Origin of the sequence: Pseudomonas sp. ACN5 (assembly GCF_002303975.1) — a bacterium.
Lineage (GTDB): Bacteria > Pseudomonadota > Gammaproteobacteria > Pseudomonadales > Pseudomonadaceae > Aquipseudomonas > Aquipseudomonas laurylsulfatiphila.
This window is the reverse complement of record NZ_MRCP01000005.1, coordinates 99428-123809: the sequence shown is the minus strand read 5'-3', so window position 1 is coordinate 123809 and position 24382 is coordinate 99428. Positions and strand designations below refer to the sequence as shown.

The window sequence follows — 24382 nt, the reverse complement described above, 5'->3', positions numbered from 1 at the left end:
GTAAATCCAAATATAATTTCGCATTCTCTGACTAGATGAAGGGTACTATTTTTCATTTCAACCAACAAAAATCATTAATTTCCACATTGCAGCAATTACGCCATCTATCACTAACATCCTTAGTTGAGGCCATCTGGTAGCAAGATATTTGCGGTTAGAAAATATATCCCCCATCTACAAGCCAGTAGCTGTGAATGAGTTTTTCTGCGATGCAACTGGCACAATCAAACATGATCAGCGCCAGCCCACTTAAAATCGATATTCTACAAGTGATTGCCACCCTTCTGCTTACCCGTATCCGCTCCATGCCCCCCACATTTCAAGCGGATTGCCGTTCGTTATCCGCTTGAAATGTGGGGTTCATAGAGCGGATATATTGGAATAGCCCCCTACGCGGAGAAACACTAATGCGAGTTCTTGTTACCGGCGGTGCTGGCTTTATCGGCTCGGCTGTAGTTCGCCACCTGATTGAAAACACTTCCCTAGAGGTCGCCAACCTCGATAAACTTACTTATGCTGGCAACCTGGAGTCGCTGGGTTCGGCTGCCGCTTCCCTGCGCTATCGCTTCTATCAGGTGGATATCTGTAACGGCGCTGCACTCGATAGGGTGTTTACCGAGTTTCAGCCAATGACAGTGATGCATCTAGCGGCCGAGTCCCATGTGGATCGCTCCATCGACGGGCCGTCTGACTTCATCCAGACCAATATCGTCGGTACTTACAGCTTGCTGGAAGCGAGCCGCCGCTATTGGAGTGGTTTGCCCGTTACGGAGAAGAGTGCGTTCCGCTTCCACCATATTTCCACCGATGAGGTGTATGGAGACTTGGAGGGTACGGATGACCTGTTCACCGAAACCACGCCCTACGCTCCGAGTTCGCCCTATTCCGCCTCCAAAGCCAGTTCGGATCATCTAGTCCGCGCTTGGCAGCGTACCTATGGGCTGCCAGTACTGGTCACCAACTGCTCGAACAACTACGGGCCGTACCACTTCCCGGAAAAGCTGGTGCCGCACGTAATCCTTAACGCCTTGGCGGGCAAGCCGTTGCCGGTGTATGGCGATGGCTCGCAGATTCGCGACTGGTTGTATGTGGAAGACCATGCTCGGGCGCTGGTCGAGGTGGTGAGCAAAGGCATAGTAGGTGAAACCTATAATATTGGTGGGCATAACGAGAAGCGCAACCTGGAGGTGGTCGAGGCCATTTGCGAGTTGCTGGATGAATTGGTGCCGCTAAAGGCGGATCGCGAGCAAGCTCGCTCCTACAAGGAGTTGATCACTTTCGTGAAGGATCGGCCGGGGCATGATCGGCGCTATGCAATCGACGCATCGAAAATCGAGCGTGAATTGGGCTGGGTGCCGCAGGAAACATTTGAGACCGGTCTGCGCAAGACCGTGCAGTGGTATCTGGATAATCGCCAGTGGTGGCAGCGCGTGTTGAGTGGGGATTATCAATTGGGCCGCTTGGGTAGTGATCTTTAGCTCAACATTTAGGCATCTGGGGTGGCGTTCCTAGATTCAGATTTAATTCAGATTTTTTAAAGGACATTAATATGAAAGGCATCATCCTGGCCGGTGGCTCCGGTACCCGCCTGCACCCCATCACCCGTGGCGTATCCAAACAACTGCTGCCGGTTTACGACAAGCCGATGATCTATTACCCGTTATCGGTGCTGATGCTCGCAGGTATCCGCGAAGTGCTGATCATCTCTACTCCTGAAGATTTACCGAACTTTCGCAAGTTGCTGGGTGATGGTTCGGAGTTTGGTATTGAACTCAGCTATGCCGAACAGCCGTCACCAGACGGGTTGGCCCAAGCCTTTTTGATCGGTGAAGCCTTTATTGGTGACAGCAACGTATGCTTGATCCTCGGCGACAACATCTTTTATGGCCACGGCTTCAGCGCGATGCTCCACGAGGCGGCCAGTCGTGGAACCGGTGCGACCGTGTTCGGCTATCACGTCAGTGATCCGGAGCGTTTCGGGGTCGTGGAGTTTGATGCGGGTAACAAGGCGATTTCCATCGAGGAAAAGCCCAAGGCGCCGAAATCCAACTATGCAGTCACCGGCTTGTATTTTTACGACAACTCGGTGGTGGAAATTGCCAAGCAGGTAAAGCCCTCTGTTCGTGGCGAACTGGAAATCACCGATGTAAACAATGCTTACCTGCAGCGTGGTGATTTGCATGTGAGTTTGTTAGGGCGTGGTTTTGCGTGGCTGGATACAGGCACCCATGACTCACTAATGGAAGCCAGTCACTTCGTTCACACCGTTGAGGCGCGACAGGGCTTGAAAGTCGCCTGTCTGGAAGAGATTGCCTATCATCAGGGCTGGCTGCCAGCCGAACAGTTGGCTATCCAAGCCGAGGCGCTGAGCAAGACCGGATACGGAAAATATCTGCAGGGCCTGCTGGTGCAGGAGCTTGCGTAGTGAAGGTCATTGAAACAGCGTTGGCGGGCGTCTTGATCATCGAGCCGAAGGTGTTTGGCGATCAGCGCGGCTTCTTTCTCGAAAGCTTTCAAACTGAGCGTTATCACGAGTTGGGTATTGAGTTGCCCTTCGTGCAGGATAATCACTCACGCTCGCAGCGCGGTGTGCTGCGCGGTTTACACTTTCAGCGTACCCGCCCGCAAGGCAAGTTGGTCAGCGTCAGTCGTGGCTCAGTCTATGACGTGGCGGTGGATATCAACCCCGACTCACCGACCTGTGGTCAGTTCGTTGGCGTCGAGTTGAACGATGAAAATCATCGTCAGCTCTGGATACCACCGGGCTACGCTCATGGTTTCTGCGTGCTCAGCGAGGTTGCGGATTTTCAGTACAAGTGCACCGACCTGTACTATCCCGAAGACGAGGGCGGGCTCATCTGGAATGACCCTGAAGTCAATATTCCCTGGCCTATCGAAAACCCGAATCTTTCAGGCAAGGATCAGTGCAACCCCACACTGCGCCAACTGCTGGGCAATGAGGATTGAGCATGCGCGTATTGATTACGGGTGCCCATGGTCAGCTTGGCCACGAACTGATGCGCTTGGCCCCACAAGGTTTTGAAACCGTTGGAATGGGATCGGCAGAACTTGATATCAGCGATGCCGAGCGGGTGGCCGTGTTGGTTGCCGAGATACAGCCACAGCTGATCATCAATGCTGCAGCCTACACAGCAGTAGACAAGGCCGAGAGCGAAATGGAGCGTGCCTGGGCGGTTAACCGCGATGGTGTCGCCCAACTCGCAGTTGCCGCCGAACGACTGAGTATCCCACTGCTGCATATATCCACCGATTATGTGTTTGCCGGTGATGCCCGCGAACCTTATCGGGAGTGTGAAGCTACAGGTCCTACCGGGGTGTACGGAGCGAGCAAGCTGGGGGGGGAGTTGGAGTTGGCTGCAAAATGCAGTCGCTACATGATCCTGCGTACCAGCTGGGTGTTCGCAGCCCAAGGCAATAACTTCGTCAAGACCATGCTGCGACTGGGTCGTGAGCGGGATCAGTTGGGCGTCGTGGCCGATCAGCAGGGTTGCCCGACTTCAGCTGCGAGCATCGCCCGCGCTTTGTGGACACTGGCAATGCAGTACCGTGATTTGGGTTCGCTACACTGGGGCACCTATCACTTCAGCGGTACCCCGGCCTGTACCTGGCATGAATTTGCCCTGGAGATTTTCCGCCAAGGGCATCAGCATGGATTAATAACCAAAATGCCGCAGGTACGGGGCATCGATTCGGCTGAGTATCCTACGCCGGCGAAGCGGCCAGTTTGGTCTGTAATGGATTGCTCGAAATTGCGGGAACAGCTAGGTATTTCGCAACCGGACTGGCGCCTGGAGCTTTCCGCTGTCATAAATGAATTGGCGCAATCGGAAGTCGCTTGAGAAACATGCTTCACTCATGTAACTGCATAAATAAAGCGGAAAAAAGCCTTCATTTAAACAGCTCTAACTTGCATTTCAGACACCTACTGAAATACCCTTAACCCAATAACCCCAAAGGATTATCCTTTCAAGGAGCAAGAACATGAAAAAACTACTGGCAATCGCCCTCGCTACCTCCATCAGCCTGCCATTGATGGCTGCTGAAACCGCCCCAGCAAAAGCCCCTGGCACCGCTGCTAAAACCCCTGGTGCAAACTCCGGCCTATCCCTGTCCACTCCAATCGCTGGCGGTGTAACCGTTGGTACTGGTCTGGCAATCGGTGCTGGCGTAATCGCTGCTGGCGTTGCTGCTTCCAACAGCGGTGGCGGCGGCGGTAACGACGGTACCCCAGGTACTACCGGCACCACCGGTACTACCGGCACTACTGGTACTACTCGGTAACAGCCCCCCGCTTAAAGTTCGATACGCTAACCTCCCAGCCCTGCTGGGAGGTTTTGTTTTGCCTATTCTCTTCGAGCAATTTCTACAATGAATCGCGCGCTTCCCTTGGCCATGCTGGTTGGCCTGACCCTGCAAGGCTGCATTTTCTCCCCTGGTCAGCACATGGACACGGGCAACCTGGTACGTGAAGGTTCACCGGAAAGCAGCCGCATTGAGCTGGTACCGATTACACCGAAGCTGGTCGCTATTGAAGCGGCGGCAGACCACTCCAACGTGGTAGCCCCGGAGCTGCTGCGTTATCAGCCAACCGAATACCGCATTGGTGCCGGCGACCTGATCTACATCACCGTTTGGGATCACCCCGAGTTGACTGCTCCGTCCGGTACACAGCAGCAAATTGAAGCAAACGGACGCCTGATTCGCCCGGATGGCACGCTCTTCTATCCCTATGTAGGTACCATCGAAGCGGCCGGCAAAACCATTGACGAACTGCGTTCGATCATTGCCTCGCGCCTGTCCAAGGTTGTTGCCGAGCCCCAGGTGGATGTCAGCATCCTGCGTTTTGTCAGTCAGAAAGTGATTCTCTCGGGGGCCTTTGGTAAAACTGGCCAGTTGCCGATCACCAACGCGCCTTTGAACCTGCTGGACGCTATTGGCCAAGGTTCAGTTCAAACCGGCACTGCCGATATTTCCGGACTGGTGCTCAAGCGCGACGGCCGTGAATACCTGATCGATCTCGACGCGCTCAATCGCAAGAACTCGAACCTGCACCATCTCTACCTGAAAGACGGCGATCAGCTCCACCTGCCCTATAACGACCAGAAAAAAATCTATCTGTTAGGTGAAGTCACTACAGCTCGTCCGCTTATTTTCAAGGGCAGCAACATGAATCTCACCGATGCCCTTGGCAGTGTTGGCGGCCTGCGTCAGGAAACCTCCAGCGGCAAAGAGGTTTATGTAATCCGTGGAGTTGAGAATCTGGCAGACGAACCCGTCAAGGTGTTCCAGATCGACTTGAAGTCGCCGTCTGCGTTTGCCCTTGCCCAGCAGTTCAAGCTGAAGCCGCAGGATGTGGTTTACGTCGGCCCGGCCGATGTCACCCGCTGGAACCGCTTTATCAGCCAGGTCTTCCCAACAGCCAACCTGCTGCGTACGGGTGTTGCTATTCAAGATGACATGGGCAGCGAAAACTAAGATTTGGAATTCTTGTGAAATTTCTGCGACTGGCCACCCTGGGGGTGGCCTCCTTGCTGGTGAGCGCCTGCAATCCGTTGATGACCGCGTCCATGGACACGCTGAAGGCCGCGTTCGAAGGGCCTGAGCCCTTGGAGCTGACCCGCCAGCAAGTTGATGCAACGCCTTACTACCAGATCACCATTGCGGCCCCTACGGGTGAAGCCGTGATGGCACTGGTGCGTCTGCAGGATGGTGTCGGCTTCTGGATGGCTTCGACCCGCCAGATCCTGATGCTTGAAGACGGCCTGGCCATTCGCAGTGTCGGCTTCAACGACAATCTGGATGGCACCCGTTTTGAAGGCATGTCCCCGTTCAAGACCGGACTGCACCGCATCCCCGATGGCTTGCAAACCCGACGTCAGGTGGACTTTACCGACGGCTATCGAATGGGGGTCAGCGTGACCAGCGTTTTCAACAGGAAGGGCCTGGAGACCGTGCACATCCTCGACCGCGACGTCGAGTTATTGCGCGTGGACGAAGAGATCTCAATGGACGGCCTGGGCTTCACCGCGCAGAACCGATATTGGGTCGATCCGGCCGACGGTTTCATCATGGCCAGCGAGCAACACCTCACCCCCGAATTGCCCCTACGCATTGTTCAAGTGCGCCCGAATAAGCCGGTAGTGCAATGATTTTTCGCTCTTCCTGGCTGCTTTGCTGCAGCCTGCTCATGACTTTTGCCGTAAATGCCGACTCGCTGGTCACGCTGCAGGGTGATGCCGCCAAGCCCGGGCGTTACTCGATTGTGGACGGCACGCGCCTGCATGACGTGCTGCTGGAGGCTCAGGTAAGCCCCAAGGCTTATCTGCTCGGCGCAGCCTGGCTGCATACCCCTCTGCGTGATGCGCAAGAGCGTCTGAAGGTGGGTGTTCTTTTCGATCTGTCGACCTTGCACAGTAATGCACTGGCGGGCGATCAGGCAGGGTTGGCAACGCTTGCCGCGCGTCTGCGCGAAAAGGTGCAGGCCATGCCGGTGACCGGGCGCAAGGTCGCCCAACTTGACCCGGTGCAGGTTGAACTGGACCGCATCAATAACCGCGTTCTGAGTGACGGCGATGTGCTGCTTTACCCGCCTCGCCCAACCACGGTGCGGGTCGTAGGCGCGGTGCTGGCTGAGTGCGAATTGCCGTTCCAGCCGTTGCAAGCAGCTATCGACTATCTCAAGGCTTGCCCGCTCGATCCAGACGCTGACGCCGACTGGCTCTTCGTGATTCAGCCTGACGGACGGGTATTCAAAGACGGCGTGGCGCTCTGGAACGAAACCACATCCGTACCACCGGCCCCAGGCGCACGCATTTATGTGCCGGTGCACAACAGCAAACAAGGCGATCCCACGCCTGATCTGAATACCGAACTGGCTGCCTTCATTGCCACCCAGCCATTGCTGGAGGTGAAGCCATGAAGTATCACTTGATCCCTTGCTTGCTGCTGGGTTGCAGCACGTGGGCGGTGGCAGAGCCGCGTTATACCCAGAATGACTTCGGTGGCGTGGGGCTGCTGCAAACGCCTACTGCGCGTATGGCGCCTGCGGGTGAGTTGTCTTTGAACGCTAACCGTACCGACCCTTACAGTCGTTACAGCGTGTCGTTTCAGCCTTTCGATTGGTTGGAGGGGTCGTTTCGGTACACCGCTATCTCTAACCGCGATTACGGTTCAGAAGAATTGAGTGGCGACCAGAGCTATAAGGACAAGGCTATCGACGCCAAAGTGCGCCTGCTCGAAGAAACCCACTGGATGCCCGAGGTTGCACTGGGTGCGCGAGACATCGGTGGTACCGGCCTGTTCTCCAGCGAGTACTTCGTAGGGAACAAACGTTTCGGCAACTTCGATCTCAGCCTTGGTCTCGCCTGGGGTTACATCGGCAACCGTGGTGACATGGACAATCCATTGGGTTGGATTGATGACAAGTTCGACTCCCGTCCTGATTCGACGGGGCTGGTAGAAACCTCTGGTAGCTTCAATGGAGACAGCTACTTCCGAGGATCACCTTCCTTCTTCGGTGGCATGACCTATCAAACCCCTTGGGACCCGCTGTCGCTCAAGCTGGAATATGAAGGTAACGACTACCAGCACGAACCCCTGAACAACAACCAGGTCCAGGACTCGCCAATCAACCTCGGCTTAGTCTTCAAAGCCAACGACTGGATCGATCTGCACGCTGCCTGGGAACGCGGCAACACCGCGATGTTCGGCATCACCATGCACACCAACTTCGCCACCCGCAAGGCGCCGACCAAGAGCTTCGACCCCAAGCCTGAACCTGTGTCCGACACCAAACCCATGGTCGCGCCGCAGGATGTGCAGTGGGCCGGTGTCGCCAAGCGCCTGAAAAACAACGCGGGCTACACGGTTTCGCGCATTACCCAGCGGGATTCCGAAGTCATTGTTTATGGCGAGCAAGGCCGTTATTTCCATACGCCGAAAGCGGTCGGCCGCGCTTCGCGCATTCTGGACAACAGCGTCAACGACGAAATCGACTGGTTCACCATGGTCGACACGCGCTACAGCTTGCCGGTCGAGGAAGTCAGCTTGCCGCGGGATACCTTCCGCGAAGTGGTGCAAGAGGATCGTCCGCTGGAAGACCTGCGTCGGGTCACCGAGATGAACGTCCCGGTACCGCATCACGAAAAGACCCTGTTCGAGCAAAAGCCTGACCCGCTCAGCTATGGCTTGGGCCTGGGCTACAAGCAAAACGTCGGCGGCCCCGACGGGTTCCTGTTGTACCAGTTCAGTGCGGACTTGAACGGCGAGTATCGCTTCAAGCCTGACCTGTGGTGGAGCGGTACCCTGAGCGCGAACCTGGCGAACAACTTCGACAAGTTCAAGTACGACGCACCTAGCGGCTTGCCGCGTGTACGTACCGACCTGCGCCAGTACATGACGACTTCGGAAGTCACCATGCCGACCTTCCAGATGAACAAGGTCAAACAGCTGGATGAGGACCTTTACGGCATGCTGTATGGCGGTTATCTGGAGTCGATGTTCGCCGGTGTCGGTGGCGAAGCGCTGTATCGTCCGATGGGCGAACGCTGGGCCGTGGGTGTGGACATGAACTGGGTCAAGCAGCGTGATTTCGATCAGGGCTTTGGTCTGCGTGACTACGACACCATCACCGGTAATGCCACGCTTTACTATCGCAGTGCCTTCCAGGACATTCTCGGTGCGGTCAGCGTTGGGCGTTATCTGGCCAAGGACTACGGGGTTACCCTGGACCTGTCCCGTGAATTCAACAATGGCGTGCGTTTCGGTGGCTGGGTGACGGTGACCAACGCGACCAAGGAAGAGTACGGCGAAGGTAGCTTCGGCAAAGGTATCTACTTCTCGATTCCGTTCGACGAATTGATGGTCAGTTCCACCACCCGCCGTGCCACCCTGGCGTGGTCGCCGCTGACCCGTGACGGTGGTGCCGCACTGGCGCGCAGCTACTCGCTGTATTCCCTGACGGAGCGTCGCAACATCGACCTGTTCCACAACAACTTCTACAAGGTCACCGAATGAAGCAGCGAATCCTGCGTGCCCTGCCCAAGCTCGCGTTTTTCGTGATCTTGCTGGTGCTGGTTTTCGCCGGAATGCGCGGTGAGCCGGTGCCTCAGGTGTTCGAGAACCAGGACAAGCTGCATCACTGGGCAGGTTTTGCCTGCCTGACGATTAGTGCCTGGCTGGCGTTCCCCGGCACGCGATTGATCTGGTTGTTGTTCTGGCCGTTGCTGGGTTCGATGGTGATTGAGCTGGAGCAGAGCTTAATGCCGCTGCGCAGTGCGTCATGGGGCGATATGGTGGCCAATGCCACCGGCGTGACGTGCGGCATGCTGGTGATTCTGGCGTGGCGCGGGTATCGGTATACGAAGCTCAAAAAGGCGTCCGCGCTGGCGTCGTGAAGCGACAGCCGACCCGACCTACTGTAGGAGCGGGCTTGCTCCGGGCGGTGCTACGACGGTGTTCGTTCAGTTGACTCGATGTAGTCTGACACTACGCCTTCGCGAGCAAGCCCGCTCCCACAGGGGTTTTGTGTACATCCCTTGGCGCGACATCGGCTGTTGAAAAATAAACTCAACAAATCCCCTCCCCCGCCGACACCCTGTCAAAGCCTCACGGATTGAAAACGCCATGCGTAACAACCAGCCTATTACACAACGCGAACGGACCTTTCCCGCTCAGCAACGGTTGATTTCCACCACCGATGCCAAGGGCATGATCACCTACTGCAACGACGCCTTTGTCGAAATCAGCGGGTTCTCCCGAGAGGAGCTGATCCGTGCACCGCACAACCTGGTCCGTCACCCCGACGTCCCGGCCGCGGTGTTCGCCCACATGTGGGGCACGCTGAAACAAGGCTTGCCATGGATGGGCATCGTCAAGAATCGCTGCAAGAGCGGTGATCACTACTGGGTGAACGCCTATGTGACACCGATCTTCGAAGGCAATCAGGTGACCGGTTTCGAGTCGGTGCGGGTCAAGCCCACCGCCGAACAGATCCGCCGTGCCGAAGCGCTCTACCAACGCATCAATCAGGGCAAGTCAGCCATTCCCTCTTCGGATAAATGGTTGCCGATCCTGCAGGACTGGCTGCCGTTCATTCTGGTCAGCCAGTTGAGCTTCATGATCGGTGCATCGCTGAACTCCCATTGGGGTTTTGCCCTGGCCGCCGGTCTCTCGGTGCCACTGGGCTTGATGGGTCTGCAGTGGCAACAGCGCGGTCTCAAGCGTTTGCTGCGCCTGGCCGAGCAGACCACCTCCGATCCGTTGATCGCACAGATGTACACCGACAGTCGCGGCGCCCAGGCGCGGCTGGAGATGTCCATCCTCAGCCAGGAAGCCCGCTTGAAAACCTGTCTGACGCGACTGCAGGATACGGCCGAGCACTTGACCGATCAGGCCAGGCAGTCCGATGCCCTGGCGCACAACAGCTCCAACGGCCTGGAACGTCAACGGGTCGAGACCGAGCAAGTGGCCACGGCGGTCAACCAGATGGCCGCGACCACCCAGGAAGTCGCCAGCCACGTACAACGCACCGCCGATGCCACCCAGGAAGCCAATCGGCTGACCGGTCGCGGTCGTGACATCGCCGGGGAAACCCGCGAAGCCATCCAGCGCCTGTCGGTGGTGGTGGGTGAAACCGGCGTCACCGTGACCCAGTTGGCCAAGGACAGTAACGAAATCGGTGGCGTGGTCGACGTGATCAAAGGCATCGCCGACCAGACCAACCTGCTGGCCCTGAACGCCGCCATCGAAGCGGCCCGTGCCGGTGAGATGGGTCGTGGTTTTGCGGTGGTGGCCGACGAAGTCCGTCAGCTGGCGCAACGCACCAGCGAGTCCACCGGGCAGATTCATGCGCTGATCGCCAAGCTCCAGCAAACCGCCGGTACTGCGGTGCAAACCATGGAAGCCGGGCATCGTCAGGCTGAAGAAGGCGTGGCGCGGGTGCTGGAAGCGGACCAGGCACTGGTGGGAATCAGTGAGGCGGTGGCCAACATCACCGACATGACCACCCAGATCGCCGCCGCGACCGAAGAGCAAAGTGCCGTGGCCGAAGAAATCAGCCGCAACATCAGCAACATCTCGGAGCTCGCGGACCAGACCTCGGAACAGGCACAGAACTCGGCTTTGTTGAGTGAAGAGCTGACCAAGACTGCGAACACCCAGTATTCGTTGGTGGAGCGGTTTAACCGCTGATTGTTGCTGGAATGATAAAAACCCGGACAGTGAGAGCTTCCGGGTTTTTTATTATCAATTTGAAAAGTATGTTGCCTGTGCGGCCGCCTTCGCGGGCAAGCCCGCTCCCACAGGGTTTTGCATTGATCACACGATCAAGCCACACCACAGATCACTGTGGGAGTAACATCTCGGAGCTGGCGGACCAGACCTAGGAACAGGCGCAGAACTCGGCGTTGTTGAGTGAAGAGCTGACCAAGACTGCGAACACCCAGTATTCGTTGGTGGAGCGGTTTAATCGCTGATTGTTGCTGGAATGATAAAAACCCGGACAGTGAGAGCTTCCGGGTTTTTTATTATCAATTTGAAAAGTATGTTGCCTGTGCGAGCGCCTTCGCGGGCAAGCCCGCTCCCACAGGGTTTTGCATTGATCACACGATCAAGCCACACCACAGATCACTGTGGGAGCGGGCTTGCCCGCGAAGAGGCCATTTGCAACACCACACCTTTCACTGAAGGAATGAAGCCACCCTCTCAGCCGCAGCCGCCAAATGCTGCTCATGGCTAAAGCCCGAAGCCTTCAACGGCTTCAAATCATGATCCCCCGCCGCCAGCCAGAACACCTCGATAACCGGCGATAGCGAATACCCTTCGACCGCCTCCCGGTTGCCCAACGCATCGCGCTCGCCTTGCACGATCAAGGTTCTAGTCTTCAGCCCGGCCAGATGCTCGACCCGTGGCTTCTCCGGCTTGCCCACCGCATAAAACGGATACCCCAGGCACACCAGCCCATCCGCCCCCAACTCATCGGCCAGCAAACTGGCCATGCGCCCACCCATGGACTTGCCGCCGATGGCCAGCGGCCCAGTGACATGGCGTCGCACCTGGGCATACACCTCACGCCAGCATTCGAGCAGTTTCGGCGCCGGATTCGGTGGGCGCTTGCCGCCGTCGAGGCGCCGCAGCGCCATGTAGGGAAACTCGAAGCGCAACACGTTGACGCCTTGTGCGGCGAGGCGTGCAGCCATGTCGCTCATCCAGTCGCTGTCCATCGGTGCGCCGGCGCCGTGGGCGAGGATCAGCGTCGCCGCTGCCTTGCCGGCCGCGGCATTCCACAACCATCCATGATCCCGCACGCACTGCGCCCATTGATCCCCGTCAATACCGGCCTTGTGCCCTTTGTCCATGCTTGCCTCGCTTTTAGTCTGCCTATAACTCCGGCCGAAGGGTGCGCTGCCTTGCGCGAGTGCGCTCACTTCGGCTGAACCGTGGATGGGGAACCATGAACACTTCTATCAGTACCGCCTACAACTACAAGGTGGTCCGCCAATTCGCCATTATGACGGTGGTGTGGGGCATCGTCGGCATGGGGCTCGGGGTTTTTCTCGCTGCCCAGTTGGTCTGGCCCGAACTCAACTTCAATTTGCCCTGGACCAGCTTCGGCCGCTTGCGCCCGCTGCACACCAACGCGGTGATCTTCGCCTTCGGCGGTTGTGCGCTGTTCGCCAGTTCGTTCTATTCGGTGCAACGCACCAGCCAGACGCAACTGTTTGCACCGAAAATCGCCGCGTTCTGCTTCTGGGGCTGGCAGCTTGTGATCCTGCTGGCGGCCATCAGCCTGCCGCTGGGCTACACCAGTTCCAAGGAATACGCCGAGCTGGAATGGCCGATCGACATCCTGATCACCATTGTCTGGGTCGCCTACGCCATCGTGTTCTTCGGCACGATCATGCAGCGCAAGACCAAGCACATCTATGTCGGTAACTGGTTCTTCGGTGCGTTCATCATCACCGTGGCGATCCTGCACATCGTCAACAACATGGAACTGCCGGTCAGCTTCACCAAGTCCTACTCGCTGTACTCCGGTGCCACCGACGCGATGGTGCAATGGTGGTACGGACACAACGCCGTGGGCTTTTTCCTCACCGCCGGTTTCCTCGGCATGATGTATTACTTCGTGCCGAAACAGGCCGAGCGCCCGGTGTATTCCTATCGCTTGTCGATCGTGCACTTCTGGGCGCTGATCACCCTGTACATCTGGGCAGGTCCCCACCACCTGCACTACACCGCGCTGCCGGACTGGGCGCAGTCGCTGGGCATGGTGATGTCGCTGATCCTGCTCGCGCCGAGCTGGGGCGGCATGATCAACGGCATGATGACCCTGTCGGGCGCCTGGCATAAGTTGCGCAGCGACCCGATCCTGCGCTTCCTCGTGGTGTCCCTGGCGTTCTACGGCATGTCGACCTTCGAAGGGCCGATGATGGCGATCAAGACGGTCAACGCCCTCTCCCACTACACCGACTGGACCATCGGCCACGTACACGCCGGCGCGCTCGGCTGGGTGGCGATGATTTCCATCGGCGCGCTGTACCACATGATCCCGAAAGTCTTCGGACGCGAGCAGATGCACAGCATCGGCCTGATCAACGCGCACTTCTGGCTCGCCACCATCGGCACCGTGCTGTACATCGCCTCGATGTGGGTCAACGGCATCGCCCAGGGCCTGATGTGGCGTGCGGTGAACGAGGACGGCACGCTGACCTACTCCTTCGTCGAGACCCTGGTGGCCAGCCACCCAGGCTTCGTCGTGCGGCTGGTGGGCGGCGCGATCTTCCTCAGCGGCATGTTCCTGATGGCCTACAACACCTGGCGCACCGTGCGGGCCTCGCAGCCTGCCGAAGTCGCCGCTGCCGCGCAGATGGCCTGAGGAGTCCGCCATGAAACACGAAACTATCGAGAAAAACGTCGGCCTGTTGCTGCTGCTGATGATCCTGGCCGTGAGCATCGGTGGCCTGACCCAGATTGTCCCGCTGTTCTTCCAGGACGTGACTAACAAGCCGGTGGAAGGCATGAAGCCCTACACCGCGCTGCAACTGGAAGGCCGCGACATCTACATCCGCGAAGGCTGTGTCGGCTGTCACTCACAGATGATCCGTCCGTTCCGCGCCGAGACCGAACGCTACGGGCACTACTCGGTGGCCGGCGAAAGCGTTTGGGACCACCCGTTCCTGTGGGGTTCGAAACGTACCGGGCCGGACCTGGCGCGGGTCGGTGCGCGCTACTCGGATGACTGGCATCGCGCGCACCTGTACAACCCGCGCAACGTCGTGCCGGAGTCGAAGATGCCCGCCTACCCGTGGCTGGTGGCCAACCAACTCGACAGCAGCCACACCGAAACCAAGATCAAGGCCATGCGCACCCTGGGCGTGCCGTACACCGACGAAGACATCACCGGCGCCGTCGCTTCGCTCAAGGGCAAGAGTGAAATGGATGCACTGGTCGCCTACCTGCAAGTGCTCGGCACTGCCATCAAGAGCAAGAGGTGAGCAATGTTTGAATTGAGCACTGGAATGATCCGCGGCCTGGGCACCGTCGTCGTGTTCGTGGCCTTCGTCGGCCTGACACTGTGGGTATTCAACAGCAAGCGCGGCCCGGAATTCGCCGAAGCGCGCCTGCTGCCGTTCGCCGACGAACCACAACCCGACCTCACCGAAGATTCAGCAACAAGGAGTACCCGGCCATGACCACCTTCTGGAGTACGTGGATCTGCGTACTGACCATCGGCAGCCTGATCGGCCTGACCTGGCTGCTGATCGGCACCCGCAAGGGCGAGACCAAGGGCAGCGTCGACCAGACCATGGGCCACAGCTTCGATGGCATCGAGGAGTACGACAACCCGCTGCCGCAATGGTGGTTCATGCTGTTCGCCGGCACGCTGGTGTTCGCCGTCGGCTACCTGATCCTTTATCCCGGCCTGGGCAACTGGAAAGGCGTCCTCCCCGGCTATGAAAACGGCTGGACCGGGGCCCACGAGTGGGAAAAGGAAATGGCCAGGGCTGACGCGAAGTTCGGACCGATCTTCGCCAAATTCGCGGCAATGCCACTGGAGGAAGTCGCCAAAGATCCACAAGCGCTGAAAATGGGTGGCCGCCTGTTTGCTTCCAACTGCTCGGTGTGCCACGGCTCGGATGCCAAGGGTGCATTCGGTTTCCCCAACCTGACCGACAGCGATTGGCGCTGGGGTGCCAGCGCAGAAACCATCAAGACCACCATCATGGGTGGCCGGATGGCGATGATGCCGGCCTGGGGTGAAGTGCTGGGGGAAGAAGGTGTGAAAAACGTCGCCGCTTATGTGCGCCATGATCTGGCCGGCCTGCCGTTGCCGGAAGGCAGCAAGGCGGACCTGCAAGCCGGACAGCAAGCCTTCAGCACCACCTGCGTCGCTTGCCATGGAGCAAATGGCCAGGGCACCGAAGCCATGGGCGCGCCGAACCTGACGCACCCGGCCGGCTTCATTTACGGCACCAGCCTGACGCAGCTTGAACAGACGATTCGTCATGGCCGCCAGGGCCATATGCCGGCGCAGAACGAACTGCTCGGCAACGATAAGGTGCAACTGCTCGCGGCTTACGTGTACAGCCTTTCCAGAGGTGATGAGCAGTTGAGCGGCAAGCTTCAAGCTACAAGCGGCAAGTAAAGGCAAAAACAAAAGCTGCAAGCGACGAGTTTTCAACTTGTAGCTTGCAGCTTACAACTTTCAGCTGCTTCCTTTTGTCACACCCCCTCTCTGACTCTTCCTTTCGGTTCCCCGGATTCAGGTCTAAGCTTCCCCCGATGCGGACTGGCCGGTGCCGGTTCCAGGTCGACCCTGAACGATGTGTTCGACGAATCTGCCCGATGACAGGCCGCAAAGGCTGGTAGATACCGGCTGTCGCGCCAGTTGCCTTCGGTCAGCCAAACGTTGCGTTTGAACACACCCCGTTACATCCGACCTGACCCCCTCGCCTGATCATTCCGCCGGGACGTTTTGCCCGCGGGCAATTTTGTCCCTACGCGGCGCATGGAAAGGCCGCAGAATCAGCATTTGAAAGCATTGACCCAGGTCATGGCGCGTTGCAATGACCCCCTGCTTTCTCCATACTTGCGGCCGATTTTTAATCCTAATAAAACACCCAAACCGTGGAACCTTAGAATGAGCACAGCAATCAGTCCGACTGCTTATAACTATAAGGTAGTCCGCCAGTTCGCCATCATGACGGTGGTCTGGGGGATCCTTGGCATGGGGCTCGGTGTCTTCATCGCCTCGCAACTGGTCTGGCCGGAGTTGAACTTCGGTCTGGCATGGACGAGCTTTGGACGCCTGCGCCCGCTGCACACCAACCTGGTGATTTTCGCCTTCGGTGGATGTGCACTGTTTGCCACTTCCTATTACGTCGTGCAGCGAACCTGCCAAACGCGACTGATTTCCGACAGCCTCGCCGCCTTCACCTTCTGGGGATGGCAAGCGGTGATCGTCGGCGCGATCATTACCTTGCCGATGGGTTTCACCACCACCAAGGAATACGCGGAACTGGAATGGCCCCTGGCTATTCTGCTGGCCATTGTCTGGGTCACCTACGGTCTGGTGTTCTTCGGCACCATCGTCAAGCGCAAGACCAAGCACATCTATGTGGGTAACTGGTTCTACGGCGCCTTCATCGTCGTGACCGCGATGCTGCACATCGTCAACCACATGTCGCTGCCGGTCAGCCTGTTCAAGTCCTACTCGGCCTACTCGGGTGCGACGGACGCAATGATCCAGTGGTGGTACGGCCACAACGCCGTGGGCTTCTTCCTGACCACCGGCTTCCTGGGCATGATGTACTACTTCGTGCCGAAACAGGCCGAGCGTCCGATCTACTCCTATCGCCTGTCGATCGTGCACTTCTGGGCGCTGATCACCCTGTACATCTGGGCCGGTCCCCACCACCTGCACTACACCGCACTGCCGGACTGGGCTCAGTCGCTGGGCATGGCAATGTCGATCATCCTGCTGGCACCGAGCTGGGGCGGCATGATCAACGGCATGATGACCCTGTCGGGCGCCTGGCATAAGCTGCGCACCGACCCGATCCTGCGTTTCCTGGTGGTGTCGCTGGCGTTCTACGGCATGTCGACCTTCGAAGGCCCGATGATGGCCATCAAGACCGTCAACTCGCTGTCGCACTACACCGACTGGACCATCGGCCACGTACACGCCGGCGCTCTGGGCTGGGTAGCGATGATCTCGATCGGCGCCATCTACCACATGATTCCGAAACTGTTCGGTCGTGCGCAGATGCACAGCACCGGCCTGATCAACACGCACTTCTGGCTCGCGACCATCGGTACCGTGCTCTACATCGCTTCGATGTGGGTCAACGGCATCACCCAGGGCCTGATGTGGCGTGCAATCAACGACGACGGCACCCTCACCTACTCGTTCGTCGAAGCGCTGCAAGCCAGCCACCCGGGTTTCATCGTTCGCGCCCTGGGCGGTGCGTTCTTCGCCACCGGCATGCTGTTCATGGCCTACAACGTATTCCGTACCGTACGCGCCTCGAACCCGGCTGAAGCCAAAGCCGCCGAACAGATTGCCGTAGTTGGAGCTCACTGATGAAGCATGAAGCAGTCGAGAAGAACATTGGCCTGCTGGCCTTCTTCATGGTCATCGCCGTCAGCGTCGGCGGCCTGACCCAGATCGTTCCGCTGTTTTTCCAGGACGTCACCAACAAGCCGGTCGAGGGCATGAAGCCCCGTACCGCCCTTGAACTGGAAGGCCGGGACGTTTATATCGCCAACGGTTGTGTCGGCTGCCACTCGCAGATGATCCGTCCGTTCCGTGCTGAAACCGAACGTTATGGCCACTACTCGGTCGCCGGTGAAAGCGTCTGGGACCACCCGTTCCTGTGGGGTTCCAAGCGTACCGGTCCGGACCTGGCCCGTGTCGGCGGTCGTTACTCCGATGACTGGCAGCGTGCGCATTTGTACAACCCGCGCAACGTCGTGCCCGAATCGAAAATGCCGGCCTACCCGTTCCTCGTGGAAAACAAGCTCGACGGCAAAGACACCGCCAAGAAAATGGAAGTGTTGCGCACGCTCGGCGTCCCTTACACCGACGAAGACATCGCCGGTGCCAAGGATGCCGTGAAGGGCAAAACCGAAATGGACGCGCTGGTGGCCTATCTGCAAGGCCTGGGCACCATCATCAAAAGCAAACGGTGAATTAGATGGATATCGGGATGATTCGTGGCCTGGGCACCGTTGTCGTGATGGTGGCCTTCATCGGACTGGCACTGTGGGTGTTCAGTCCCAAGCGCAAGTCGGAGTTTGAAGACGCGACCTTGCTGCCTTTCGCGGATGATCCCGAAGCCATCAAGCACGTCGAGCAAGCTTCTAGGAGTAACAAAGAATGACTACATTCTGGAGTCTGTATGTCACAGTCCTCAGTCTCGGTACGATCTTTTCCCTGACCTGGCTGCTGCTGTCGACCCGCAAGGGCCAGCGCACCGAGCAGACAGACGAGACGGTCGGGCACTCCTTCGACGGGATCGAGGAGTACGACAACCCGCTGCCGAAATGGTGGTTCATGCTGTTCGTGGGCACCATCATCTTCGCACTGGGCTACCTGGCGCTGTATCCGGGCCTGGGTAACTGGAAAGGCCTGCTGCCGGGTTACGGCTACCTCGACAACGAGAAGCAGACCCCCTTCGCCAACGGCCAGACCGGCTGGACCGGCGTCCACGAGTGGGAAAAGGAAATGGCCAAGTCGGACGCCAAGTTCGGTCCGATCTTTGCCAAGTTCGCGGCCATGCCAATCGAAGAAGTGGCCAAGGACCCGCAAGCCCTGAAGATGGGTGGCCGACTGTTCGCCTCCAACTGCTCGGTCTGCCACGGTTCCGACGCCAAGGGCGCCTATGGCTTCCCTAACCTGACCGACGCCGACTGGCGCTGGGGCGGCGAGCCGCAAACCATCAAGACCAGCATCATGGGTGGCCGTCATGCGGTGATGCCGGCGTGGGCTGAAGTGATCGGTGAGCAAGGCGTGGCCGACGTGGCCGCGTTTGTCCTGACCAACCTCGACGGCCGCAAGCTGCCGGAAGGCGCCAAGGCCGACCCGGTTGCCGGGCAGAAACTGTTCGCCGCCAACTGCGTGGCGTGCCACGGTCCGGAAGGCAAAGGTACGCCAGCGATGGGCGCACCCGACCTGACTCACCCGGCAGCGTTCATCTACGGCTCGAGCTTCGCTCAACTGCAGCAGACCATCCGTTACGGCCGCCAGGGCCAGATGCCTGCGCAAGAGCAGCTGCAAGGTAACGACAAGGTTCACCTGCTGGCCGCTTACGTCTACAGCCTGTCTCACGGTGAGAAGGCAGCGGACGCCGAGTAAGGCAAACGCTTGATGCAATAAAAAACGGCCCCGCCAATCAGAATTGGCGGGGCCTTTTTTATGGTTCTTCACGCATTCCCGGGAAACTGTAGGAGCCAGCCTGCTGGCGATGGTCGTTTACGACAACGCGTGCTCTCTGGTTCAACGCGGCGCCCTTGACTCCATCGCCAGCAGGCTGGCTCCTACAGGTTGTTGCGTTGAGAATTGATTCCGCCCGCACCTGAAAACCGTCCATAATTTACAAGTCAATTGATTCAAGTCATTACACCATCAATTGATTTTGCCAAACGTGACCAAAGGTCGCACCCGCAGGCTAGAGCGACAGGCGTATCATTGCGCCACTGCAACACCCCTTTTTGACCGCGGTCGGCACGTACTGACCGAGGCACTTTTCCACTGCCGTGGGATGCAATGATGAGCAACCAGATTCCGGTACACGACGTCACTCCACCCACCAAGAACGCGAACAACAGCGTCGACCTCTACGCCGCCAGGGAAAAAATCTACACCCGCGCCTTCACCGGCCTGTTCCGCAATCTGCGGATGACCGGCGGCGCCCTGTTGTTCCTGCTGTATTTCGGTACGGTGTGGCTGGACTGGGGCGGTCATCAGGCGGTCTGGTGGAACCTGCCGGAGCGCAAGTTTTTCATCTTCGGCGCCACCTTCTGGCCCCAGGACTTCATCCTGCTGTCCGGCATGCTGATCATCGCCGCGTTTGGCCTGTTCTTCATCACGGTGTACGCCGGCCGGGTCTGGTGCGGTTATACCTGTCCGCAAAGCGTGTGGACCTGGATCTTCATGTGGTGCGAAAAAGTCACTGAAGGTGATCGCAACCAGCGCATCAAGCTCGACAAGGCGCCGATGAGCGCCAACAAGTTCTTGCGCAAGTTCAGCAAGCACAGCCTGTGGCTGTTGATCGGTTTCGTCACCGGCATGACCTTCGTCGGTTACTTCTCGCCAATCCGCGAACTGGTGTTCGACTTCTTCACCGGTCAGGCCGATGGCTGGTCTTACTTCTGGGTCGGTTTCTTCACCCTCGCCACTTACGGCAACGCTGGCTGGTTGCGCGAACAGGTGTGCATCTACATGTGCCCGTACGCGCGCTTCCAGAGCGTGATGTTCGACAAGGACACCCTGATCGTTTCCTACGACCCGCGCCGCGGCGAAGGCCGTGGCCCGCGCAAGAAAGGCATCGATTACAAGGCCCAGGGCCTGGGTGACTGCATCGACTGCACCATGTGCGTCCAGGTCTGCCCGACCGGTATCGACATCCGCGACGGCCTGCAAATCGAATGCATCGGCTGCGCCGCCTGCATCGATGCCTGCGACGCCATCATGGACAAGATGGATTACCCGCGCGGGCTGATCAGCTACACCACCGAGCACAACCTGTCCGGGCAGAAAACCCATAAACTGCGTCCACGCCTGATCGGCTATGCCGTGGTACTGCTGGCGATGATCAGCTTGCTGGTGACCGCGTTTTTCATGCGTGCGCTGGTGGGTTTCGATGTCAGCAAGGACCGCGTGCTGTACCGCGAGAACGCCGAAGGCCGGATCGAAAACGTCTACAGCCTGAAAATCATGAACAAGGACCAGCGCGACCATACCTACCTGCTCGAAGCCTCCGGCCTGCCGGATCTCAAATTGCAGGGCCGGCGCGAGATCAAGGTCGCGGCCGGCGAGATCGTCAGCCAGCCTGCCGAGCTGTCGGTCGCGCCGGAAAAACTGCCGTCGAGCACCAACGAGGTGAAATTCATCCTCAAGGATGCCGATGACGACAGCGTCCACATTGAAGCCAAGAGCCGGTTCATCGGCCCACAAATTCGTTGAGAGAACTGAACATGCCCGCAGCAACTGCCGCAAGCCCCTGGTACAAGCACCTCTGGCCGTGGATCATCATCGGGATCCTGGCCTGCTCGGTTGCCCTGACCTTGTCCATGGTGACCATCGCGGTGAAGAACCCGGACAACCTGGTCAACGACAACTACTACGAGGCTGGCAAAGGCATCAACCGCTCCCTCGACCGTGAGCTGCTGGCCCTGAACCTGAAAATGCGCGCCAGTATTCATCTCGATGACGTGACCGGCGAAGTTGACCTGCGCCTGAGCGGCGACAGCCATCCGAAAACCCTGGAGCTGAACCTGATCTCGCCGACCCAGCCCGAGAAGGATCGCAAGATCACCCTGACCCGCAGCGAAACCGAACAGGGTCGCTACATTGGCCAACTGAGCGACAAAATCGAAGGCCGGCGTTTTGTCGAATTGCTTGGCACCCAGGACGAGCACATCTGGCGCATGTTCGAAGAGGAACTGGTCAACCATGACAAGGATCTGCTGCTCGGTGACGAACCGTTGCAAGGTGCCGAAGACCTGAAAAAGTAAAAGCTGCGCTCCGCGCATTCGCGAGCAAGCCCGCTCCCACAGGGATCACTGGTGTACACACATTCAGTGCACGACATTGATCAACTGTGGGAGCGGGCTTGCCCGCGAAGAGGCCCTGCTTGACAACAGAGATCCTGCGGCATTAATGAAAATCCCATGACCACCCCACTCCCCTGCTACCACTGCGCCCTGCCCGTCCCAGCCGGCAGCCGCTTCACCGCTGCGGTCCTGGGGCAAACCCGCGAGTTCTGCTGCCCGGGTTGCCAGGCCGTGGCCGAGGCCATCGTCGCCGGCGGCCTGGATAGCTATTACCAGCACCGCAGCGAAGCCTCGGCCAACCCCGAGGCGCTGCCGGTACAACTGGTCGACGAACTGGCGCTGTACGACCGTGCCGATGTACAGCAACCCTTCGTTCGCCACGAAGGCGAGCTCGCCGAAACCACACTCTTGATGGAAGGCATCAGTTGCGCCGCCTGCGGCTGGTTGATAGAGAAACACCTGCGCACCTTGCCGGCGGTGGCCGAAGCGCGCCTGAACCTGTCCAACCATCGCCTGCACGTGCGCTGGAGCGACGCGCAATTACCCCTGAGCCAGGTCCTCAGCGAACTGCGCCACATCGGGTACGCCGCACACCCCTATCAGGCCGATCGCGCCAGCGAACAACTGGCCAGCGAAAACCGCCTGGCCCTGCGCCAGCTTGGCGTGGCCGGGTTGCTGTGGTTCCAGGCGATGATGGCAACCATGGCCACCTGGCCTGAATTCAACATCGACCTCAGTCCCGAACTGCATACCATCCTGCGCTGGGTCGCGCTGTTCCTCACCACCCCGATCGTGTTCTACAGCTGCGCGCCGTTTTTCAAAGGCGCCATGCGCGATCTGCGCACCCGCCACCTCACCATGGACGTTTCCGTGTCGCTGGCCATCGGCAGCGCCTACGTTGCCGGGATCTGGACTTCGATCACCGGGGTCGGCGAGCTGTATTTCGACGCCGTCGGCATGTTTGCCCTGTTCCTGCTGGCCGGGCGCTATCTGGAACGGCGCGCCCGCGAGCGCACGGCCGCCGCCACCGCGCAGCTGGTGAATCTGTTGCCCGCCTCGTGCCTGCGCTTGACGCCTGAAGGCCAGAGCGAACGCATTCTGCTCAGCGAACTGCGAATCGGTGATCAGGTACTGGTTCATCCAGGCGCCATTCTCCCGGCTGACGGCAAGATCCTCGACGGCCAATCGAGTATCGACGAATCGCTGCTGACCGGCGAATACCTGCCGCACCCTCGCACCCTCGGCGATGCGGTCACCGCCGGCACCCTGAACGTAGAAGGCGCACTGACCGTCGAGGTCCAGGCCCTGGGCCAGGACACGCGTCTCTCGGCCATCGTTCGCCTGCTCGATCGTGCCCAGGCCGAAAAGCCGCGCCTGGCGGAAATCGCCGACCGCGCCGCACAATGGTTCCTGCTGTTGTCGCTGATCGCGGCTGCGGCCATTGGCCTGTTGTGGTGGGAACTGGACTCATCGCGAGCCTTCTGGATCGTGCTGGCGATGCTCGTGGCGACCTGCCCGTGCGCCTTGTCGCTGGCGACGCCGACCGCCCTCACCGCGGCCACCGGCACCTTGCACAAACTCGGCCTGCTGCTGACCCGCGGTCATGTGCTGGAAGGCCTGAACCAGATCGACACGGTGATTTTCGACAAGACCGGCACCCTCACCGAAGGCCGGCTGGCGTTGCGCTCGATCCGCCCCCTCGGCGCCCTCGACAGCGACCAATGCCTGGGCCTGGCCGCCGCCCTGGAAAACCGCTCCGAACACCCCATCGCCCGTGCTTTCGGTCGTGCGCCGATGGCGGCCGAAGAAGTCCACAGCACACCGGGTCTTGGCCTGGAGGGGCTGGTTGAAGGGCGGCGCCTGCGCATCGGTCAACCGGGATTCGTCTGCGAACTCAGTGGCGCCAGTGTGCCGCCGATGCCCGAAGAGGCCGGCCAATGGCTGCTGCTCGGCGACAGCGAAGGGCCGCTGGCCTGGCTCGTCCTCGATGATCGCTTGCGCGCCGATGCGCCGGCCTTGCTGGCCGCGTGCAGGGCGCGGGGCTGGCGCACGCTGTTGTTGTCCGGCGACAGCTCGCCGATGGTCGCCAGCGTGGCAGCGGAACTGGGCATCGATGAAGCGCGCGGCGGCCTGCGCCCGGACGACAAACTGCAAGTCCTGCAACAACTGCACAAGGAAGGTCGCAAGGTGTTGATGCTGGGGGACGGCGTCAATGACGTGCCGGTGCTGGCGGCGGCGGATATCAGCGTCGCCATGGGCTCGGCCACTGACCTGGCGAAAACCAGTGCCGATGCGGTGCTGCTGTCCAACCGCCTCGACTCGCTGGTGCAAGCCTTCAGCCTGGCGCGGCGCACCCGTCGGGTCATTATCGAGAACCTGTTGTGGGCCGGGTTGTACAATGGCCTCATGTTGCCCTTCGCTGCCCTCGGCTGGATCACTCCGGTCTGGGCGGCGGTAGGCATGTCGATCAGTTCGTTGACCGTGGTGCTGAACGCGCTGCGCCTGACTCGCATGCCGAGCGAGCGCGCCCTCGACACCCCGCCAGAAACCCGCCCGCTGCCGGCCTGAGCCGCGCGGGCATGGA

23 protein-coding genes and 1 pseudogene are annotated in these 24382 nt (G+C 59.2%); 23 read left to right on the top strand and 1 reads right to left on the bottom strand.

Annotation, left to right across the window (positions count from 1 at the left end):
• Nucleotides 1–407: 407 nt before the first annotated feature.
• The 12 genes and pseudogenes from rfbB to BSF40_RS33500 all read left to right on the top strand — a co-directional run.
• Complete coding sequence (gene rfbB / locus BSF40_RS11545; protein ID WP_095965214.1) at nucleotides 408–1478, top strand: dTDP-glucose 4,6-dehydratase; 1071 nt, start codon at nucleotides 408–410, stop codon at nucleotides 1476–1478.
• A 71-nt stretch (nucleotides 1479–1549) separates the two neighbouring features.
• A complete protein-coding gene (rfbA, locus tag BSF40_RS11540) occupies nucleotides 1550–2425 on the top strand; it encodes a glucose-1-phosphate thymidylyltransferase RfbA (protein WP_095965213.1) in 876 nt (291 codons plus the stop codon).
• Nucleotides 2425–2967, top strand: a complete 543-nt coding sequence (gene rfbC, locus BSF40_RS11535) for a dTDP-4-dehydrorhamnose 3,5-epimerase (protein WP_095965212.1) — start codon at nucleotides 2425–2427, stop codon at nucleotides 2965–2967. Before rfbA ends, rfbC begins: the two co-directional genes overlap by 1 nt.
• Nucleotides 2968–2969: 2 nt before the next feature.
• Nucleotides 2970–3860 carry a dTDP-4-dehydrorhamnose reductase gene (gene rfbD / locus BSF40_RS11530; protein WP_095965211.1) on the top strand — a complete coding sequence of 297 codons (891 nt, stop codon included), beginning with the start codon at nucleotides 2970–2972 and terminating at the stop codon, nucleotides 3858–3860.
• Nucleotides 3861–4002: 142 nt separating this feature from the next.
• Nucleotides 4003–4302 (top strand): hypothetical protein, encoded by a 300-nt coding sequence (locus BSF40_RS11525; RefSeq protein WP_041474924.1) that lies wholly within the window; start codon nucleotides 4003–4005, stop codon nucleotides 4300–4302.
• Nucleotides 4303–4389: 87 nt separating this feature from the next.
• The gene (locus BSF40_RS11520; RefSeq protein WP_095965210.1) at nucleotides 4390–5496 is read left to right on the top strand and encodes a polysaccharide biosynthesis/export family protein; all 1107 of its coding nucleotides are present in this window, start codon (nucleotides 4390–4392) and stop codon (nucleotides 5494–5496) included.
• A gap of 14 nt (nucleotides 5497–5510) precedes the next feature.
• Nucleotides 5511–6170 carry a YjbF family lipoprotein gene (locus BSF40_RS11515; RefSeq protein WP_095965209.1) on the top strand — a complete coding sequence of 220 codons (660 nt, stop codon included), beginning with the start codon at nucleotides 5511–5513 and terminating at the stop codon, nucleotides 6168–6170.
• A 38-nt stretch (nucleotides 6171–6208) separates the two neighbouring features.
• On the top strand, nucleotides 6209–6940 hold the full coding sequence (locus tag BSF40_RS11510; RefSeq protein ID WP_256589470.1) for a capsule biosynthesis GfcC family protein: 732 nt from the start codon (nucleotides 6209–6211) through the stop codon (nucleotides 6938–6940).
• Entirely contained in the window at nucleotides 6937–9036 is a 2100-nt protein-coding gene (locus BSF40_RS11505; RefSeq protein WP_095965207.1) for a YjbH domain-containing protein, read from the top strand. The genes BSF40_RS11510 and BSF40_RS11505 overlap by 4 nt, the downstream gene beginning before the upstream one ends.
• Nucleotides 9033–9416, top strand: a complete 384-nt coding sequence (locus tag BSF40_RS11500) for a teicoplanin resistance protein VanZ (RefSeq protein ID WP_095965206.1) — start codon at nucleotides 9033–9035, stop codon at nucleotides 9414–9416. The genes BSF40_RS11505 and BSF40_RS11500 overlap by 4 nt, the downstream gene beginning before the upstream one ends.
• A 229-nt stretch (nucleotides 9417–9645) precedes the next feature.
• Nucleotides 9646–11211, top strand: a complete 1566-nt coding sequence (locus BSF40_RS11495) for a PAS domain-containing methyl-accepting chemotaxis protein (protein ID WP_095965205.1) — start codon at nucleotides 9646–9648, stop codon at nucleotides 11209–11211.
• A gap of 161 nt (nucleotides 11212–11372) precedes the next feature.
• Nucleotides 11373–11495: pseudogene (locus tag BSF40_RS33500) on the top strand (aerotaxis receptor Aer); the annotation flags it as partial.
• Between the two features lie 204 nt (nucleotides 11496–11699).
• Here BSF40_RS33500 and BSF40_RS11490 read toward each other — a convergent pair.
• Nucleotides 11700–12377: an alpha/beta family hydrolase gene (locus BSF40_RS11490; protein WP_095965204.1), complete on the bottom strand. Its 678-nt coding sequence runs from the start codon at nucleotides 12375–12377 to the stop codon at nucleotides 11700–11702.
• Between the two features lie 95 nt (nucleotides 12378–12472).
• Here BSF40_RS11490 and ccoN (BSF40_RS11485) point away from each other — a divergent pair, with 95 nt between their 5' ends.
• From ccoN (BSF40_RS11485) to BSF40_RS11435, 11 genes are all read left to right on the top strand, one after another.
• A complete protein-coding gene (gene ccoN, locus BSF40_RS11485; RefSeq protein WP_095965203.1) occupies nucleotides 12473–13897 on the top strand; it encodes a cytochrome-c oxidase, cbb3-type subunit I in 1425 nt (474 codons plus the stop codon).
• Between the two features lie 10 nt (nucleotides 13898–13907).
• Entirely contained in the window at nucleotides 13908–14516 is a 609-nt protein-coding gene (ccoO, locus tag BSF40_RS11480) for a cytochrome-c oxidase, cbb3-type subunit II (RefSeq protein ID WP_008020035.1), read from the top strand.
• 3 nt (nucleotides 14517–14519) lie between these two features.
• Complete coding sequence (locus tag BSF40_RS11475; RefSeq protein ID WP_095965202.1) at nucleotides 14520–14714, top strand: cbb3-type cytochrome c oxidase subunit 3; 195 nt, start codon at nucleotides 14520–14522, stop codon at nucleotides 14712–14714.
• Nucleotides 14711–15667: a cytochrome-c oxidase, cbb3-type subunit III gene (gene ccoP, locus BSF40_RS11470; RefSeq protein WP_095965201.1), complete on the top strand. Its 957-nt coding sequence runs from the start codon at nucleotides 14711–14713 to the stop codon at nucleotides 15665–15667. Before BSF40_RS11475 ends, ccoP (BSF40_RS11470) begins: the two co-directional genes overlap by 4 nt.
• Nucleotides 15668–16162: 495 nt before the next feature.
• Nucleotides 16163–17605, top strand: a complete 1443-nt coding sequence (ccoN, locus tag BSF40_RS11465; protein ID WP_008050393.1) for a cytochrome-c oxidase, cbb3-type subunit I — start codon at nucleotides 16163–16165, stop codon at nucleotides 17603–17605.
• A complete protein-coding gene (gene ccoO / locus BSF40_RS11460; RefSeq protein WP_007905434.1) occupies nucleotides 17605–18213 on the top strand; it encodes a cytochrome-c oxidase, cbb3-type subunit II in 609 nt (202 codons plus the stop codon). Before ccoN (BSF40_RS11465) ends, ccoO (BSF40_RS11460) begins: the two co-directional genes overlap by 1 nt.
• Before the next feature lie 5 nt (nucleotides 18214–18218).
• A complete protein-coding gene (locus tag BSF40_RS11455; RefSeq protein ID WP_003175465.1) occupies nucleotides 18219–18404 on the top strand; it encodes a CcoQ/FixQ family Cbb3-type cytochrome c oxidase assembly chaperone in 186 nt (61 codons plus the stop codon).
• Complete coding sequence (gene ccoP, locus BSF40_RS11450) at nucleotides 18401–19378, top strand: cytochrome-c oxidase, cbb3-type subunit III (protein WP_015095991.1); 978 nt, start codon at nucleotides 18401–18403, stop codon at nucleotides 19376–19378. The genes BSF40_RS11455 and ccoP (BSF40_RS11450) overlap by 4 nt, the downstream gene beginning before the upstream one ends.
• Before the next feature lie 414 nt (nucleotides 19379–19792).
• A complete protein-coding gene (ccoG, locus tag BSF40_RS11445) occupies nucleotides 19793–21208 on the top strand; it encodes a cytochrome c oxidase accessory protein CcoG (RefSeq protein WP_015095992.1) in 1416 nt (471 codons plus the stop codon).
• A gap of 11 nt (nucleotides 21209–21219) precedes the next feature.
• Nucleotides 21220–21759 carry a FixH family protein gene (locus tag BSF40_RS11440; protein ID WP_095965200.1) on the top strand — a complete coding sequence of 180 codons (540 nt, stop codon included), beginning with the start codon at nucleotides 21220–21222 and terminating at the stop codon, nucleotides 21757–21759.
• A 156-nt stretch (nucleotides 21760–21915) separates the two neighbouring features.
• Nucleotides 21916–24366, top strand: coding sequence for a heavy metal translocating P-type ATPase (locus BSF40_RS11435; RefSeq protein WP_095965199.1), 2451 nt, complete (start codon nucleotides 21916–21918; stop codon nucleotides 24364–24366).
• Nucleotides 24367–24382 lie beyond the last annotated feature (16 nt).

Excerpts from the sequence above, each read along its gene's own strand:
- rfbB (WP_095965214.1), top strand. The coding sequence starts at position 408 with ATGCGAGTTCTTGTTACCGGCGGTGCTGGCTTTATCGGCTCGGCTGTA.
- rfbA (WP_095965213.1), top strand. The coding sequence starts at position 1,550 with ATGAAAGGCATCATCCTGGCCGGTGGCTCCGGTACCCGCCTGCACCCC.
- rfbD (WP_095965211.1), top strand. The coding sequence starts at position 2,970 with ATGCGCGTATTGATTACGGGTGCCCATGGTCAGCTTGGCCACGAACTG.
- BSF40_RS11525 (WP_041474924.1), top strand. The coding sequence starts at position 4,003 with ATGAAAAAACTACTGGCAATCGCCCTCGCTACCTCCATCAGCCTGCCA.
- BSF40_RS11520 (WP_095965210.1), top strand. The coding sequence starts at position 4,390 with ATGAATCGCGCGCTTCCCTTGGCCATGCTGGTTGGCCTGACCCTGCAA.
- BSF40_RS11510 (WP_256589470.1), top strand. The coding sequence starts at position 6,209 with ATGACTTTTGCCGTAAATGCCGACTCGCTGGTCACGCTGCAGGGTGAT.
- BSF40_RS11505 (WP_095965207.1), top strand. The coding sequence starts at position 6,937 with ATGAAGTATCACTTGATCCCTTGCTTGCTGCTGGGTTGCAGCACGTGG.
- BSF40_RS11500 (WP_095965206.1), top strand. The coding sequence starts at position 9,033 with ATGAAGCAGCGAATCCTGCGTGCCCTGCCCAAGCTCGCGTTTTTCGTG.
- BSF40_RS11495 (WP_095965205.1), top strand. The coding sequence starts at position 9,646 with ATGCGTAACAACCAGCCTATTACACAACGCGAACGGACCTTTCCCGCT.
- BSF40_RS11490 (WP_095965204.1), bottom strand. The coding sequence starts at position 12,377 with ATGGACAAAGGGCACAAGGCCGGTATTGACGGGGATCAATGGGCGCAG.
- ccoN (WP_095965203.1), top strand. The coding sequence starts at position 12,473 with ATGAACACTTCTATCAGTACCGCCTACAACTACAAGGTGGTCCGCCAA.
- ccoO (WP_008020035.1), top strand. The coding sequence starts at position 13,908 with ATGAAACACGAAACTATCGAGAAAAACGTCGGCCTGTTGCTGCTGCTG.
- BSF40_RS11475 (WP_095965202.1), top strand. The coding sequence starts at position 14,520 with ATGTTTGAATTGAGCACTGGAATGATCCGCGGCCTGGGCACCGTCGTC.
- ccoP (WP_095965201.1), top strand. The coding sequence starts at position 14,711 with ATGACCACCTTCTGGAGTACGTGGATCTGCGTACTGACCATCGGCAGC.
- ccoN (WP_008050393.1), top strand. The coding sequence starts at position 16,163 with ATGAGCACAGCAATCAGTCCGACTGCTTATAACTATAAGGTAGTCCGC.
- ccoO (WP_007905434.1), top strand. The coding sequence starts at position 17,605 with ATGAAGCATGAAGCAGTCGAGAAGAACATTGGCCTGCTGGCCTTCTTC.
- BSF40_RS11455 (WP_003175465.1), top strand. The coding sequence starts at position 18,219 with ATGGATATCGGGATGATTCGTGGCCTGGGCACCGTTGTCGTGATGGTG.
- ccoP (WP_015095991.1), top strand. The coding sequence starts at position 18,401 with ATGACTACATTCTGGAGTCTGTATGTCACAGTCCTCAGTCTCGGTACG.
- ccoG (WP_015095992.1), top strand. The coding sequence starts at position 19,793 with ATGAGCAACCAGATTCCGGTACACGACGTCACTCCACCCACCAAGAAC.
- BSF40_RS11440 (WP_095965200.1), top strand. The coding sequence starts at position 21,220 with ATGCCCGCAGCAACTGCCGCAAGCCCCTGGTACAAGCACCTCTGGCCG.
- BSF40_RS11435 (WP_095965199.1), top strand. The coding sequence starts at position 21,916 with ATGACCACCCCACTCCCCTGCTACCACTGCGCCCTGCCCGTCCCAGCC.